This is a genomic window from Serratia sp. HNCC26DJ244, from assembly GCF_057180565.1.
In genome coordinates, this window is the sequence record NZ_JBXUGO010000028.1 from 15,371 (window position 1) to 29,880 (window position 14,510).

Annotated in this window: 15 protein-coding genes and 1 riboswitch; of the genes, 6 read left to right on the forward strand and 9 right to left on the reverse strand. The window is 51.1% G+C overall.

Features of this window, described 5'->3' with window-relative positions:
• Positions 1 to 163 precede the first annotated feature (163 nt).
• The 7 genes from thiH to rsd form a co-directional block, all read right to left on the reverse strand.
• Positions 164 to 1,297: a 2-iminoacetate synthase ThiH gene (thiH, locus tag AC2A06_RS17185; RefSeq protein WP_023490711.1), complete on the reverse strand. Its 1,134-nt coding sequence runs from the start codon at positions 1,295 to 1,297 to the stop codon at positions 164 to 166.
• On the reverse strand, positions 1,297 to 2,079 hold the full coding sequence (locus tag AC2A06_RS17190) for a thiazole synthase (RefSeq protein WP_023490712.1): 783 nt from the start codon (positions 2,077 to 2,079) through the stop codon (positions 1,297 to 1,299). The genes thiH and AC2A06_RS17190 overlap by 1 nt, the downstream gene beginning before the upstream one ends.
• Before the next feature lies 1 nt (position 2,080).
• Positions 2,081 to 2,299 carry a sulfur carrier protein ThiS gene (thiS, locus tag AC2A06_RS17195; protein WP_484381085.1) on the reverse strand — a complete coding sequence of 73 codons (219 nt, stop codon included), beginning with the start codon at positions 2,297 to 2,299 and terminating at the stop codon, positions 2,081 to 2,083.
• Positions 2,296 to 3,045 carry a HesA/MoeB/ThiF family protein gene (locus tag AC2A06_RS17200; protein WP_023490714.1) on the reverse strand — a complete coding sequence of 250 codons (750 nt, stop codon included), beginning with the start codon at positions 3,043 to 3,045 and terminating at the stop codon, positions 2,296 to 2,298. The genes thiS and AC2A06_RS17200 overlap by 4 nt, the downstream gene beginning before the upstream one ends.
• Complete coding sequence (gene thiE / locus AC2A06_RS17205) at positions 3,035 to 3,688, reverse strand: thiamine phosphate synthase (RefSeq protein ID WP_484381086.1); 654 nt, start codon at positions 3,686 to 3,688, stop codon at positions 3,035 to 3,037. Before thiE ends, AC2A06_RS17200 begins: the two co-directional genes overlap by 11 nt.
• Positions 3,681 to 5,639, reverse strand: a complete 1,959-nt coding sequence (thiC, locus tag AC2A06_RS17210) for a phosphomethylpyrimidine synthase ThiC (protein WP_484381087.1) — start codon at positions 5,637 to 5,639, stop codon at positions 3,681 to 3,683. The genes thiE and thiC overlap by 8 nt, the downstream gene beginning before the upstream one ends.
• Positions 5,640 to 5,749: 110 nt before the next feature.
• Positions 5,750 to 5,873, reverse strand: a riboswitch (TPP riboswitch).
• 77 nt (positions 5,874 to 5,950) lie between these two features.
• The gene (rsd, locus tag AC2A06_RS17215) at positions 5,951 to 6,430 is read right to left on the reverse strand and encodes a sigma D regulator (RefSeq protein WP_484381088.1); all 480 of its coding nucleotides are present in this window, start codon (positions 6,428 to 6,430) and stop codon (positions 5,951 to 5,953) included.
• Between the two features lie 155 nt (positions 6,431 to 6,585).
• Between rsd and nudC the strand changes: the two genes are divergently transcribed.
• The 6 genes from nudC (at position 6,586) to AC2A06_RS17245 (ending at position 11,039) form a co-directional block, all read left to right on the forward strand.
• A complete protein-coding gene (nudC, locus tag AC2A06_RS17220; protein ID WP_484381089.1) occupies positions 6,586 to 7,353 on the forward strand; it encodes an NAD(+) diphosphatase in 768 nt (255 codons plus the stop codon).
• 103 nt (positions 7,354 to 7,456) lie between these two features.
• On the forward strand, positions 7,457 to 8,521 hold the full coding sequence (hemE, locus tag AC2A06_RS17225; protein ID WP_484381090.1) for a uroporphyrinogen decarboxylase: 1,065 nt from the start codon (positions 7,457 to 7,459) through the stop codon (positions 8,519 to 8,521).
• A gap of 19 nt (positions 8,522 to 8,540) precedes the next feature.
• A complete protein-coding gene (gene nfi, locus AC2A06_RS17230; RefSeq protein WP_484381093.1) occupies positions 8,541 to 9,260 on the forward strand; it encodes a deoxyribonuclease V in 720 nt (239 codons plus the stop codon).
• 18 nt (positions 9,261 to 9,278) lie between these two features.
• On the forward strand, positions 9,279 to 9,869 hold the full coding sequence (locus AC2A06_RS17235; protein ID WP_473196619.1) for a YjaG family protein: 591 nt from the start codon (positions 9,279 to 9,281) through the stop codon (positions 9,867 to 9,869).
• A gap of 189 nt (positions 9,870 to 10,058) precedes the next feature.
• Entirely contained in the window at positions 10,059 to 10,334 is a 276-nt protein-coding gene (hupA, locus tag AC2A06_RS17240) for a nucleoid-associated protein HU-alpha (protein WP_023488896.1), read from the forward strand.
• A gap of 33 nt (positions 10,335 to 10,367) precedes the next feature.
• Positions 10,368 to 11,039 carry a DUF1481 domain-containing protein gene (locus tag AC2A06_RS17245; RefSeq protein ID WP_484381091.1) on the forward strand — a complete coding sequence of 224 codons (672 nt, stop codon included), beginning with the start codon at positions 10,368 to 10,370 and terminating at the stop codon, positions 11,037 to 11,039.
• 68 nt (positions 11,040 to 11,107) lie between these two features.
• Here the strand turns inward: AC2A06_RS17245 and purD are convergent, their stop codons facing one another.
• Both purD and purH read right to left on the reverse strand, forming a co-directional pair.
• Complete coding sequence (gene purD / locus AC2A06_RS17250) at positions 11,108 to 12,391, reverse strand: phosphoribosylamine--glycine ligase (protein WP_484381092.1); 1,284 nt, start codon at positions 12,389 to 12,391, stop codon at positions 11,108 to 11,110.
• Between the two features lie 52 nt (positions 12,392 to 12,443).
• Positions 12,444 to 14,033 (reverse strand): bifunctional phosphoribosylaminoimidazolecarboxamide formyltransferase/IMP cyclohydrolase, encoded by a 1,590-nt coding sequence (purH, locus tag AC2A06_RS17255; RefSeq protein WP_023488899.1) that lies wholly within the window; start codon positions 14,031 to 14,033, stop codon positions 12,444 to 12,446.
• Positions 14,034 to 14,510: the final 477 nt, after the last annotated feature.

Here is a 14,510-nt window from a genome sequence, read left to right on the forward strand (position 1 = left end):
GTTGGTAAGGCAAGGTTATCAAGAGGGGCGATAACCTCGGTTAGCCTCGGGTTTGAGAGCCAACGCAGTCACTATAGCCTGAGCTATTTTTAGCACCAGCCAGGTTTGCTCGCTTTGCGCTAGGTGTCCAGCCCTATTCAAGTTGTGATGTCACAGTTGCATTTTATTGCGTAGCTCGTCCCAGATAGCTGTCCCAGTCCTTCCATACTGGCTGTAATCCGGCAGCACTGATTGCTAGCGCCACCTGTTGTGGTGTGCGGTTGTCGTGTGGTTCAAATTGTTCCAGTTGAAGTGGCGCGTTATCCGAATAGCCCCCCGGCTGGGTTTTTGAACCGGCACTGACGTTGTTGATGGCTAGCGGGATCATATGATCGCGAAAGAAGGCAGATTCTCGCGTCGATAATGACAGTTCCACATCAGGTGCGAACAACCGAAAGGCACAGATTAACTGTACCAATTGGGGCTCAGTGATCACTGAGGCGGGCTCAATCCCCCCGGTACATGGCCGCAGACGGGGGAACGAAATCGAATAACGGCTCTGCCAATAAGTCTGTTGCAGGTAGAGCAAATGTTCTGCTAACAGGTAACAATCAGTTCGCCAACTATCGGAGAGCCCGAGTAATGCTCCCAAGCCGATTTTATCAATACCGGCGCGGCCAAGACGGTCTGGTGTATCCAATCGCCAATTAAAGTCCTGTTTTTTGCCGTGCAGATGGTGCCGTTGATAGGTGGCGGGGTGATAGGTTTCCTGATAAACAAACACGCCATCCAGCCCGATAGCTTTCAATTCCGCGTATTCATGCTCTGCCAGGGGCTGAACCTCCATCATTAGCGAACTAAAATGAGGGCGGATGTTGGCAAGATGCTGGCGAAAATAGTCCATGCCCACTTTGCGTTGGTGTTCGCCAGTAACCAGTAACAAATGCTCAAACCCCAGCGCTTTTATGGCCGTGCATTCTCGTTCGATCTCTGCAGCATCCAGCGTTTTGCGCTTGAGATGATTACTCATTGAGAAACCACAGTAAGTACAATCGTTGGCACAGAGGTTAGAAAGATATAATGGCACGTAAAAGCTCACCACGTTACCGAACCGCTGGCGAGTGAGCTGTTGTGCTCGTTGTGCCAAGGGTTCTAAGTAAGGTGCAGCTGCGGGGGAGATCAGCGCCATAAAATCATCCCGGGTTAATTTTTCTGCGCTGAGCGCTCGTTCAACGTCGGGCGCAGTTTTACTGTTGATACGTCGTGTTAATTCATCCCAATCCCAGTTTTGTAGATGCTCACTAAAATGACTGTTCATCAGCGTATTTCCTGCAAAGGTTGGCTGAGGAAGGCGGTCAGTGGGCTGGAGGCGGCGGCCATAGGCTGGCGGCCAGCCAACCCCGCTCGATGCCCCAATTCACCCGCCTCCACAGCTAAACGGAACGCCTGGGCCATTTGTAGTGGATCACGCGCAACGGCAATAGCGGTATTAACCAGTACCGCGTCTGCGCCTAACTCTATAGCTTCTAATGCGTGACTGGGGGCACCGATCCCGGCATCAACCACCACAGGTACTTTGGCCTGCTCGATAATAATCTGCAGAAAATCACGACTGAGTAATCCACGGTTAGAACCGATCGGCGCACCGAGTGGCATCACGGCAGCACAACCCACTTCCTCCAATCGTTTACATAAAACCGGATCGGCTCCGCAATAAGGCAGCACCACAAAGCCTTCTTTAACCAATATTTCTGCTGCCTTTAACGTTTCAATCGGGTCTGGCAATAAGTACTTCACATCAGGGTGGATCTCCAATTTTATCCACTGCGTACCCAGTGCTTCACGCGCCAGGCGGGCGGCAAAGATGGCTTCACCAGCACTTTTGGCACCCGAAGTATTAGGCAGTAACTTCACCCCTAATTGTTGCAAGGGCGCGAGAATCGCATCATTACCGCCACGTAGGTCAACACGTTTCATCGCCATGGTGACCAACTGTGACCCTGAGGCTTGCAAGGCTGACAGCATTAATGCTGGCGTGGCGAATTTACCGGTACCGGTAAACAGACGTGAAGTAAAAGTCGTATCGGCGATTTTCAACATGTCAGCCTCCTGCAATTGCTTGAAATAAGAGAATATCATCACCATCCTGCACATGATGAGTTGCCCAGTCAGTGTGCGGAATGATGGTCTGGTTTATCGCCAATGCGCAACCGGGTTGGTCATGCCCTAACTGTTCAAGCAATGCTTTAATGCTCAGTGGTTGTTCTATTCCCAACGGTTGTTCTATTTCCAACCGTTGTTCATTCAATATGATGTTCATGCGATGCCTCCGCAGATGCGACAATTGCTGGCTTTACTCAGTTGCAGAGTGCTCCAGCTTTGTTGTTTGCCATCAAACAAGCGGAGTTTACCGCTTAGGGAACAAGCTATGCCCACCAGCATTTTAATCGCCTCCAGTGCTTGAAGGGTGCCAATTACACCAACGACCGGACCGAGTACACCCGCAGTACGGCAGTTACGTTGAGGTTCACTTTGATCGGGATAGAGGCAGGCATAGCAGCCTTGATGATAGGGTGGTTCGATAATCAGCAACTGGCCGCTGAAGCCGACTGCGCTACCACTAATAAGAGGCACATTGGCGAGGATACAGGCTGCATTAACCGCATGGCGAGTTGCCATATTATCGCTGCAATCCAGTACCAGGTCGGCACGACTCACCGCCTGTTGTAGTGTGGGTCCTTGCAGGCGTTGTTCCAGAGCGATCGACTCCACTTGCGGGTTTAGCGCTTGCAAATGGTGTTGAGCCAGCTGTGCCTTGCTGGAAGCGATGTCACTGGTTCGATATAAAATTTGTCGCTGCAGATTGGTGAGATGCAGTTTGTCATCATCTGCCAGCAGGAGTGTGCCAACGCCAGCGGCAGCCAGATAGAGTGCAGCCGGGGAACCCAGCCCTCCCAATCCGACAATCAGTACCCTAGCCTGCTTCAGCTTCTCCTGACCCTCTGGGCCAATATCTTCCAACAACAGTTGGCGGCTGTAGCGTAGAAATTCTTGGTCATTGAGCATCGGGTGACTCCTTCCCTTCAATCAAGCGCAGTAATTGTGCGGTGGCGATGCGCCAGTCAGCTGCTTGAGTGATGGCGCTGACCACGGCAACGCTACCAACACCGCAGGCCAGAACCGCCGGAACGCGCTCAATACTGATCCCACCAATGGCCACGGTAGGGTAGTCTTGCAACCCGGCAACGTGGCGTTGTAGTTCTGCCAGACCTTGGGGCTCGGAGGGCATCTCTTTGGTCTGTGTCGGGAAAATATGACCCAGTGCAATATAAGAGGGTTTTACGGCTATGGCCCGGGAGAGTTCGTGATCATCATGGGTGGAAACCCCCAAACGTAACCCTGCTCGATGGATTGCCTGCAGGTCGGAGGTATTTAAATCCTCTTGTCCTAGATGAACGCCGTAGGCATGGTGCTTGATAGCGAGTTGCCAGTAATCGTTGATAAATAAGCGTGCCTGATAACGTTTACCGAGCGCGATGGCGGCAATAATATCCGCCTCCACCTGTTCATCGGCAAGATCCTTGATGCGTAATTGGATGGTGGTGACTCCGGCATCCAGTAGGCGGGCGATCCAGGCAACACTGTCGACTACCGGGTATAAGCCGAGTTTGTATGGCGTTGCGGGGAAGGGCGTCGTGATATCAGTCATTATCGCTCTCCTCCTGCAGATTGCTCGCACTATGGTAGAGCTCGTTGCCCCGGGAGCGGAATGCGGCCGACATCTTTTCCATGCCAGTCAGCTGTACTTCATCGGGATGGTTCGCCCCTTGTGTTACAGCATCTTGTGTTGCGGCATAGGCTCGCACTTCGTGGGATATCTTCATTGAACAGAACTTTGGCCCACACATGGAACAGAAATGGGCGATCTTGCCAGATGCCTGGGGCAGCGTTTCATCGTGATAGGAGCGGGCGGTCTGTGGATCCAATGCCAGATTGAACTGATCTTCCCAGCGGAATTCAAAACGTGCCTTGGACATGGCGTTATCACGGATCTGCGCCCCAGGATGCCCTTTCGCCAAATCGGCGGCATGGGCGGCGATTTTGTAAGTAATTAGCCCCTGTTTCACATCTTCCTTGTTGGGTAAGCCGAGATGCTCTTTCGGTGTCACATAGCAGAGCATTGCGCAACCAAACCAGCCGATCATCGCCGCACCAATCCCCGAGGTGAAATGGTCATAACCTGGAGCAATGTCGGTGGTCAATGGCCCTAATGTATAGAAGGGGGCTTCAGAACAGGATTCCAGCTCTTCGGTCATGTTGCGCTGGATCCGTTGCATCGGCACATGACCTGGGCCTTCGATCATCACTTGGACATCATATTCCCAGGCAATTTTAGTGAGCTCCCCCAGCGTGTGCAGTTCGGCGAATTGGGCTTCGTCATTAGCATCTTGAATAGAGCCTGGACGCAAGCCATCACCCAGCGATAGTGAGACATCATAGGCGGCACAAATTTGGCAGATTTCACGGAAATGCTGATAGAGAAAGTTTTCCTGGTGATGGGATAGACACCACTTTGCCATGATCGACCCCCCACGGGAGACAATGCCGGTCAGCCGTTTGGCGGTCATCGGTACGTAACGCAGCAACACGCCCGCATGGATAGTGAAGTAATCGACGCCTTGTTCCGCCTGTTCCACCAGGGTATCGCGGAAGATTTCCCAATTTAGGTTTTCCGCCACACCATTCACTTTTTCCAGTGCCTGATAGATCGGCACGGTACCAATCGGCACCGGGCTGTTACGCAGGATCCATTCGCGTGTTTCGTGGATATAGCGGCCAGTAGAGAGATCCATCACGGTATCGGCTCCCCAACGGGTTGACCATACCAACTTTTCGACTTCTTCTTCGATTGATGATGTAACGGCCGAATTGCCGATATTGGCATTCACTTTGACCAGAAAATTACGGCCAATAATCATTGGCTCGGATTCAGGGTGGTTAATATTAGCGGGGATGATGGCTCGCCCGGCAGCCACTTCCTGGCGGACAAACTCGGGTGTAATGTTTTCCGGTAGGTTAGCTCCCCAACTTTGGCCTGGATGCTGTTGGCGTAGGACTTCGCTACAGATACGCTCGCGCCCCATGTTTTCACGGATGGCAATAAATTCCATTTCTGGTGTCACCATGCCGCTTCGCGCATAGTGCAACTGAGTAACACACTGGCCCTTACGCGCTTTACGTGGCTGAGGCAGGTGCTCGAAACGCAGGTGATCCAACCCGGCATCGGCCAGCCGTTGTTGGGTAAACCCCGAACTGACGTGGCTTAGTGTTTCGGTATCTTCTCGTGCTGCAATCCAGCCAGCGCGTAGTTTTTTTAACCCCTGGTGGACATTAATGGTTGCCAGCGGATCACCATAGGGGCCTGCGGTGTCATACACCGGAATGGCTTCGTTCTGTTGATATTGAGGGTTGTCTTTAGTGCCGCCAATCAGCGTTGGGCTCAGCTGAATTTCACGCATCGGTACCTGAATATCGCTACGGGAACCGGCAAGATAGATACGGTGTGAGTTAGGGAAGGTGGTACCTTGTAAAGAATCAATAAACTGTTGTGCTTCATCGCGCTGTTCTTTACGGACACGTGGTTTATTTATGGTAGACATAGCAAATTCCTATCAGTGTGTTGATGTGTGGAAAATTGCTTGTCTGGAGCTTGGCGGGAGTAATGATATTGACTGGCAGCGAGTTAGCCCGCAAAGGGTGGGGCCGCTGCCAATAGATTACTCTTGTTCCCTTCGCGGGTATTAACCCGATCAGGTTCCGCGGATCCCGAATTAACGGTCTCAGCCTGGCTGATTTAATGAAGCAATCAGCGCTAGGCACTCCGACAAGATGTTGCCAGTATAAAAGGCTTAATAAAAACTACAAGCTAACGCGTCATCTTTTGCATTGCTACGGCTCAGTGCTGGTGGCGTCAGGATTGGCTCTGCTGCAAGATCTCCGCTGCCCGTAGAATTAATTGGTCCTCCAGTGCAAAACGTGATGCTAACGTTTCGCCGATATCTGATAACGCCTGGTTGAACTCCAGACAGAGATCTTGGTCGAGTTCAACCCCGCTGTAGCGATCATGAAATGCCATGATGGCTTCGGTATTAGCTTCCAACTTTGGATAGAACTTGGTGGTTAGTGCCATTTTCGGACTGGCGGAGCCTTCCACCTGTTTGATAATTTTGGCATAAACGTGAAAATGCCCCGCAGAGAGGTAGTCCAGCAGATTATGGTAAAAATTCTCCAGCGCTTTGTCATTTAACGGCGTAGGTTTTCCCTTACTCGGTTTGATACCGACTAAAGAATAATAGGCAACCAACAATTGCTCGCGGGCCTGTAGCCACTGATCGACTAACTGATTATTGCCACCAACGCGTTGAGTCAGGCTTTCCAATTGGTTGAGCATAGTTGACTCCGAGAGTAATCAAATTAAATTTTCTGTCACTATGCAGGCTGCTAGGGGCTGCAACTTGCATGAACTTGGGTTATAAACAGTAAGTTATTAAAAGGTGATAAGCCAATGACTAGCTTGCCAGTGACGCAGAGGTTGTGCAACAACATATGGAATTTGCATTAACAGGTAATGAACAAGGCTGGTGGATAGTCAGCCATGAAAGCAAAATCTGGTTACCAAAGGGTGAACTACCGTTTGGTTCAGCAGCAATATTTTCATTGCATGGTCAATTGGCCAGTCAGATTGGCGAATGGGAGGGCGCCCCAGTGTGGTTGGTGCGTCAATCGATGCCGAGGGATATGAACTCGGTACGCCAGTTGCTCGATCTTGATCGTGGTCTGTTTCAGTTGGCTGGGCGGGGTGTGCAGTTGGCGGACTTTTATCGCTCACACCGGTTTTGCGGCTATTGTGGCCATAAAATGCATTTGAGCCGAAGCGAAAATGCTTGCCTTTGTGATCACTGCCGCGAGCGATATTACCCGCAGATCGCCCCTTGCGTGATTGTTGCCATTCGCCGTGATGATGAAATCCTGCTGGCTCAACATGTGCGTCACCGTGGTGGTATACATACTGTGCTGGCGGGGTTTGTGGAGGTGGGGGAAACGCTGGAACAGGCGGTAGCACGGGAAGTGATGGAAGAGAGCAATATCGTTATCAAGAATTTGCGTTATGTCACCTCACAACCTTGGCCATTCCCTCATTCGTTGATGATGGCGTTTATGGCAGATTATCAGGCAGGGGAACTGCAGCATGACCCGAAAGAGCTACTCAATGCTGGCTGGTATCGTTATGACCAATTGCCGCTGTTACCCCCGCCGGGTACTGTCGCGCGTCGCCTGATTGAAGATACGGTAGTGCTGTGTCGGGCAGAATAATAGCTGTCTTTATGACTTAAGTGCCTTGATGATTTAAGTGCTCACGCCAACTTACCCAACCCAGTATACAATGGGGGTTGATGATGACGGGAACCAATAAGAAATGAATGATTTGAAAAATGATCGCTACCTGCGAGCCCTGCTGCGCCAACCCGTGGATGTCACACCAGTATGGATGATGCGTCAGGCTGGGCGTTATTTGCCAGAATATAAAGCCACGCGTGCTCAGGCCGGTGATTTTATGTCGTTGTGTAAAAATGCTGAGCTGGCCTGCGAGGTGACATTACAACCCTTACGTCGCTATGCGCTGGATGCCGCTATTCTGTTTTCTGATATTCTCACCATCCCTGATGCCATGGGGTTGGGGCTCTATTTTGAGGCGGGTGAGGGGCCCCGATTTACTTCGCCGATTGTCTGCCGGGCTGATGTAGAAAAGCTACCGCTGTGTGATCCAGAAGATGAGCTGGGTTATGTCATGAATGCGGTTCGTACCATTCGTCGTGAGTTGAAGGGAGCCGTACCGCTGATCGGTTTTTCTGGTAGCCCATGGACTTTGGCGAGCTATATGGTGGAGGGCGGGAGCAGTAAGGCATTCACTAAACTGAAGAAAATGATGTACGCCGAGCCACAGACGTTGCATCTATTACTGGATAAACTGGCGGACAGCGTCATTCTTTATCTCAATGCTCAGATTAAGGCCGGTGCCCAGTCTGTCATGGTGTTTGATACCTGGGGTGGGGTACTGACCGGGCGTGATTACCGTGAGTTCTCGCTGCACTATATGCATAAAATTGTCGATGGCTTGTTGCGGGAAAACGAAGGCCGTCGTGTACCTGTCACTCTGTTTACCAAAGGGGGTGGGCAGTGGCTGGAAGCGATGGCCGCGACCGGCTGTGATGCCTTGGGTCTGGACTGGACGATAGATATTGCCGAGGCACGTCGCCGAGTGGGGCATCAGGTAGCTCTGCAAGGCAATATGGATCCTTCAATACTTTATGCCGCACCAGAACGTATTGCGCAGGAAGTAGAAACCATTCTGGCAGGTTTCGGTGATGGTGAAGGGCATGTATTTAATCTTGGGCATGGCATTCATCAGGATGTGCCACCGGCCCATGCGGGCGCCTTTGTTGAGGCGGTGCATGCACTTTCGGCTAAATACCATCGCTGAACGGTAAGGAAATGCGGTGATTGATACCTCAGCCCTACGAGCCACACAGTTACAACATGCCGAAGAGGTGATTCGCTATGATGACTTTTTGCGTGATCCTCCGCTATTTATTGCCGGTGCAGATGTCGGTTTTGAGCATCAAGGTGCGGTGACGCGCGCTGCCATTGCTATTCTGCGCTATCCTTCTTTGGCGCTGGTGGAGTACCAGATTGCTCGTATCAACACCACCATGCCCTATATTCCGGGTTTTCTCTCTTTTCGTGAATATCCGGCATTGCTTGCTGCCTGGGAGCAGTTGCAACAGAAACCTGATCTGCTCTTTGTTGATGGCCATGGTATTTCACACCCAAGGCGTTTGGGGGTTGCCAGCCACTTTGGTTTGTTGGTCAACGTTCCAACTATTGGTGTGGCGAAAAAACGGTTGTGTGGCAGGTTTGAGCCCTTGGATACGGAAGTGGGAGCATTGGCTGCACTCGAGGACAAAGGGGAACAATTGGCGTGGGTATGGCGCAGTAAGGCGCGCTGTCAGCCATTGTTTATTTCTACCGGGCACCGTATCAGTACCGATAGCGCATTGACGTGGGTACAGCGATGTATGGCAGGCTATCGTTTGCCCGAACCTACACGTTGGGCTGATGCGATTGCTTCTCGTCGCCCGGCGTTTATCCACTGGTTGCAGCAGTCATCGCATTCAGAGATGCCGCCCTGCGCGATTTCGGGTACACTGCGCGGCAGATAACGAGTAAGAGAGTAGGTCATGCTACGTAACCCGATTCATTTGCGTTTGGAAAAGCTGGAAAGTTGGCAACATTTAACCTTTATGGCTAGTCTGTGCGAACGTATGTACCCTAATTACCAGATGTTCTGTCTGCAAACGGAGTTTGGTGATCCTGCAGTCTATCGCCGTATTCTTGATCTGGCTTGGGAAACGCTGGTGGTGAAAGATGCCAAAGTCAACTTTGACAGTCAGTTGGAAAAGTTGGAAGAGGCCATCCCCTCAGCAGAAGATTACGATCTTTATGGTGTTTATCCGGCGATCGATGCTTGTATCGCATTAGGGGAACTGCTTCATTCGCGCCTCAGTGGTGAGACATTGGAACACGCCATCGCCATTAGCGAAGCCTCAATTCGTACCGTGGCGATGTTGGAAATGACTCAGGCGGGTAAAGAAATGACCGACGAAGAGTTGAACGTTTTACCTGCAATTGAGGAAGAGTGGGATCTCCAATGGGAGATTTTCCGCCTGTTGGCTGCTTGTCCTGAGCGTGATTTGGATCTGATAAAAGGGTTGCGATCTGACCTGCGAGAGGCGGCAATCAGCAATATTGGGATAAAATTAACGCAATAAGATAATAAAACGTGATTTAACACCTGATTTGTCATGCCTTAAGGCTTCACATCCCCACCCTGTCTGGTCTACATTTGGGGGGCGAAAAAAAAGTGGCTATTGGTGCGTGTATGCAGGAGAGTGCTGTTTATCGGCATATCCGTCGCACTCGATGCTTTGCAAACGATAAACACATTGTAAGGATAAATTATGAACAAGACTCAACTGATTGATGTAATCGCAGATAAGGCTGACCTTTCTAAAGCTCAAGCTAAACTGGCTCTAGAATCTACCCTGTCTGCTATTACTGAGTCTCTGAAAGAAGGTGATGCAGTACAATTGGTTGGTTTCGGTACTTTCAAAGTAAACCATCGTAGCGAGCGCACAGGCCGCAATCCACAGACTGGTAAAGAAATCAAAATCGCAGCGGCTAATGTTCCTGCATTTGTTTCCGGCAAGGCTCTGAAAGACGCAGTTAAGTCTTAATCCATGCTGGTAAAGCGTTTAGACAGAGGGGCTATGATGCCCCTTTTGTTTATCCAACGGGTGCTGATGGTTGCGGCTATGGTCGCTGCCCTTGGTGCCTGTAGTTCCAATTCCTCCTCTCCTAGGTTTACGGCAAGCGGTTTTGTTGCTGATCAGGGCGTGGTTCGAGTGTGGCGTAGAGATGATAGTCAGCAACGTCCATTGACGTTAATGACAGTCTACAGCCCTTATCGTGGACCGGGGACCGTCACTACGCTGTATGAATATCAAAATGGCGTGTTGTTCCAAATCAGACGAGTTGATGCAGACGGTGATCGGGACTCCATTCAATTGCGCTTTACGCCGAATGGGACGGTCAGTTTTATGCAGCGTCAACTGACTACTCAGCGCCAGAAACTGTCTGCTGATGAGATAGTACTCTACCAATATCAGGCTCGCCGAACGCTAGAATTGAGTGATGCACTTAATGCTGGCGGTATACGGCTGTTGCAAGGTCATTGGCTGCAAGGGAAGGTAGAGTTGTGCAATGGAGACATCGTGAAACCGGGCTTGAATAATCGAGCTGAAGAGTGGATAGAGCGACGTGTAGCCAATAGTAGCCAGCCGGTGACTATTGCCTGGTTGGATGGGCCTCGCGGTCGTGAGTTGTTACTGGTGGCTAACAATGATTTTTGCCGTTGGGAACCCACAAAAGATTCGCTTTAGAACCCATTGCGATAAATTTAACAACAAGGCCCTGGGAACAGAGCCTGCTGTTAATGTTTGGTATGGGTTTATTTGCCGCGCGCGATAGCGCGGTAACCAATATCCTTGCGGTAGAAGCTATCTTGCCACGCAATATTTGCCGCGAGTTGATAAGTACACTGTTGTGCTTGGCTCACTGTGGCGCCTAATGCCGTGACACAAAGTACACGCCCACCACTCGTGACCACTTCATTTCCCTGCATGCGTGTACCGGCATGAAACACTTTACTGTCTGAGTTTTCCTGTTGCGGCAAGCCGTGGATCACATCCCCTTGGCGATAGTCGCCAGGATAGCCGCCAGCCGCCAATACCACGCCGAGTGCCGGACGTGGGTCCCACTCAGAGCTTTTCTCGTTCAGTTTACCTTCAGCACCAGCCAGGCAGAGCTCAACCAGATCTGAACGCAGACGCAACATGATCGGCTGTGTTTCCGGATCGCCAAAGCGGCAATTAAATTCAATCACCTTCGGTTGGCCATCAGCAGAAATCATCAGGCCAGCGTACAAGAAACCAACATAGGTGTTGCCCTCTGCAGCCATACCACGCACGGTTGGCCAGATCACCTGGTCCATTACGCGTTGGTGAATTTCATCTGTGACCACGGGGGCGGGTGAGTAAGCGCCCATACCACCGGTATTGGGGCCTGTATCACCATCACCCACACGTTTATGGTCCTGGCTGGTAGCCATGGGGACGACGTTTTCACCGTCCACCATCACAATAAAACTGGCTTCTTCACCTTCAAGATACTCTTCGATCACGATACGGTGTCCCGCATCGCCGAAAGCGTTACCTGCCAGCATATCCTGGATAGCTTCTTCGGCTTCCTGTAGCGTCATCGCTACGATCACCCCTTTCCCCGCGGCCAAACCATCTGCTTTGATCACGATAGGGGCGCCTTGACGACGAACATAGGCCAAGGCTGGCTCCACTTCAGTAAAATTCTGATAGGCGGCGCTTGGGATGGCGTGGCGAGCCAGAAAATCTTTAGTAAAGGCTTTGGATCCTTCAAGTTGTGCTGCGGCCTGTGAGGGACCAAATATTTTTAACCCTGCAGCCTGGAAAGCATCAACCACGCCAATCACTAGCGGTGCTTCAGGGCCAACAATGGTCAGGTCGATAGCCTTGCTTTTGGCAAAGGCAAGCAGTGCTGGGATATCGGTTGGCGCGATATCCACATTGGTCAGATTAGCTTCCAGTGCGGTACCTGCGTTACCTGGCGCTACGTAAACGTTATCTGCCAGCGGCGATTGGGCAGTTTTCCAGGCCAGCGCATGTTCACGCCCACCATTACCGATAATGAGAATGTTCATCAAAGACTCCATAAACAGCGTGCGCATTTGGCGCACGTAGCAGCAACAAGGATTAATGGCGGAAGTGGCGCATATCGGTGAAGATCATCGCAATGCCGTGTTCGTTGGCGGCTGCAATGACTTCATCATCACGAATCGACCCACCAGGCTGGATAACACAGGTAATGCCGACGGCGGCTGCCGCATCAATGCCATCACGGAACGGGAAGAAGGCGTCTGAGGCCATCGCGGAGCCATTGACCGTCAGACCTTCGTCAGCGGCCTTGATGCCAGCAATTTTAGCGGAGTAAACGCGACTCATCTGACCCGCACCGATACCGATGGTCCGGTTATCGCGCGAATAAACAATGGCGTTGGATTTGACGAACTTAGCCACTTTCCAACAGAACAGGGCATCTCGCAGTTCCTGGGCGGTGGGTTGCCGTTCAGAGACCACGCGTAAGTCAGTGGGAGTCACCATACCTAGGTCACGGTCCTGTACTAACAGCCCCCCGTTGACCCGCTTGAAGTCCAATCCAGCAACGCGCTGTTGCCATTGGCCGCAAACCAGAACACGCACATTCTGTTTGGCAACCAATACCGAGCGGGCTTCATCACTGATGGTTGGGGCAATGATGACCTCAACAAACTGACGGCTGATGATGGCTTGCGCCGTTTCTGCATCCAGTTCGCGGTTGAAAGCAATGATGCCACCAAAGGCAGACGTGGGGTCGGTCTGGTAAGCATGATCATAAGCGGTAAGCAGATCTTTACCAATTGCTACACCACAAGGATTGGCATGCTTGACGATGACGCAAGCCGGTTCTGCAAACTCTTTCACACATTCCAATGCAGCATCAGTATCCGCGATATTGTTGTAGGAGAGTGCCTTGCCTTGTAGCTGTTCGGCACTGGCAACCGACGCCTCTTGCAGATTCTCCTCTATATAGAAAGCGGCTTGCTGGTGGCTATTCTCACCGTAACGCATATCCTGCTTTTTGATAAAGTTGAGGTTTATGGTGCGAGGGAAATGACCGGAAGGTTGCTCCGTATTGCCATAATAAGGCGGAACCAGTGTGCCAAAGTAGTTGGCGATCATGCTGTCATAAGCGGCAGTATGTTCAAATGCTTTGATGGCCAAATTGAAGCGGGTGGGATAGAGCAAAGAACCGTCGTTGCTATCCATCTCGGTGATGATAGTCGCGTAGTCATTAGTGTTCACCACAATGGCGACATCTTTATGATTCTTGGCCGCAGAGCGCACCATGGTGGGGCCGCCGATGTCAATGTTTTCGATAGCCTCTTCCAGCGAGCAATTAGCACGAGCCACGGTTTGCGCAAAAGGATAGAGATTCACTACCACCATATCGATAGGTTTGATCGCATGTTGGGCCATAATGGCATCGTCCTGACCACGGCGACCAAGAATGCCACCATGCACTTTGGGGTGCAGAGTTTTAACCCGTCCATCCATCATTTCCGGGAAACCGGTGTAATCGGAAACTTCAGTAACCGCTAATCCGGCCTCTGCCAGTAGATGAGCGGTCCCACCAGTAGAGAGCAGTTCTACCCCTCGTTGAGAGAGTGCTTGCGCGAATTCAATGATACCGGTTTTGTCAGACACACTGAGTAAGGCTCGACGGATTGGACGAGGTTGTTGCATGGTTTTATCCCTTGGCTTTGAGTCGCAATAAAAGAACGTTACGTGAATTCCCTGCTGAGATATAGACCCCATTCCATTCAGAGTCGCCGTATACTGATGACAACTCGAATAAATCTGGTTATATAACAAGACAACAACGGATTCAGGTAACGTCCCCATAAAAGTGGGGGATTGTTTGATCGCAGGAATTGTAGCGAAAACGTTTGCGTAGTGCTCGTAAATTTTCCTGCCGATGATGTCCTGTGGATAACTTAGTGCATAACCGGGTATAAACCGGGGTTTTGCTGTGGAATGCAGCAAACGGTGTTTTTTGTTGAAAATAGCAGTTGCGGCGGCGGCGCAACTGCCTATAATGCGCCTCCATCGACACGGAACATAACAATCGCTTTGCAGCGTTATCCGTGTGACAGAGAAAAAACCTGAAAATTAGGGTTGACTCTGAAAGAGGAAAGCGTAATATACGCCACCTCGAGTTAG

What these genes read in the sequence shown, in the direction of transcription:
- AC2A06_RS17200 (WP_023490714.1), bottom strand. Translation starts at nt 3,045, where the DNA reads ATGCTCAATGACCAAGAATTTCTACGCTACAGCCGCCAACTGTTGTTG.
- AC2A06_RS17235 (WP_473196619.1), top strand. Translation starts at nt 9,279, where the DNA reads ATGCTACGTAACCCGATTCATTTGCGTTTGGAAAAGCTGGAAAGTTGG.
- AC2A06_RS17245 (WP_484381091.1), top strand. Translation starts at nt 10,368, where the DNA reads ATGATGCCCCTTTTGTTTATCCAACGGGTGCTGATGGTTGCGGCTATG.
- thiS (WP_484381085.1), bottom strand. Translation starts at nt 2,299, where the DNA reads ATGAACATCATATTGAATGAACAACGGTTGGAAATAGAACAACCGTTG.
- thiH (WP_023490711.1), bottom strand. Translation starts at nt 1,297, where the DNA reads ATGAACAGTCATTTTAGTGAGCATCTACAAAACTGGGATTGGGATGAA.
- thiC (WP_484381087.1), bottom strand. Translation starts at nt 5,639, where the DNA reads ATGTCTACCATAAATAAACCACGTGTCCGTAAAGAACAGCGCGATGAA.
- rsd (WP_484381088.1), bottom strand. Translation starts at nt 6,430, where the DNA reads ATGCTCAACCAATTGGAAAGCCTGACTCAACGCGTTGGTGGCAATAAT.
- purD (WP_484381092.1), bottom strand. Translation starts at nt 12,391, where the DNA reads ATGAACATTCTCATTATCGGTAATGGTGGGCGTGAACATGCGCTGGCC.
- hemE (WP_484381090.1), top strand. Translation starts at nt 7,457, where the DNA reads ATGAATGATTTGAAAAATGATCGCTACCTGCGAGCCCTGCTGCGCCAA.
- nudC (WP_484381089.1), top strand. Translation starts at nt 6,586, where the DNA reads ATGGAATTTGCATTAACAGGTAATGAACAAGGCTGGTGGATAGTCAGC.
- AC2A06_RS17190 (WP_023490712.1), bottom strand. Translation starts at nt 2,079, where the DNA reads ATGTTGAAAATCGCCGATACGACTTTTACTTCACGTCTGTTTACCGGT.
- thiE (WP_484381086.1), bottom strand. Translation starts at nt 3,688, where the DNA reads ATGACTGATATCACGACGCCCTTCCCCGCAACGCCATACAAACTCGGC.
- purH (WP_023488899.1), bottom strand. Translation starts at nt 14,033, where the DNA reads ATGCAACAACCTCGTCCAATCCGTCGAGCCTTACTCAGTGTGTCTGAC.
- hupA (WP_023488896.1), top strand. Translation starts at nt 10,059, where the DNA reads ATGAACAAGACTCAACTGATTGATGTAATCGCAGATAAGGCTGACCTT.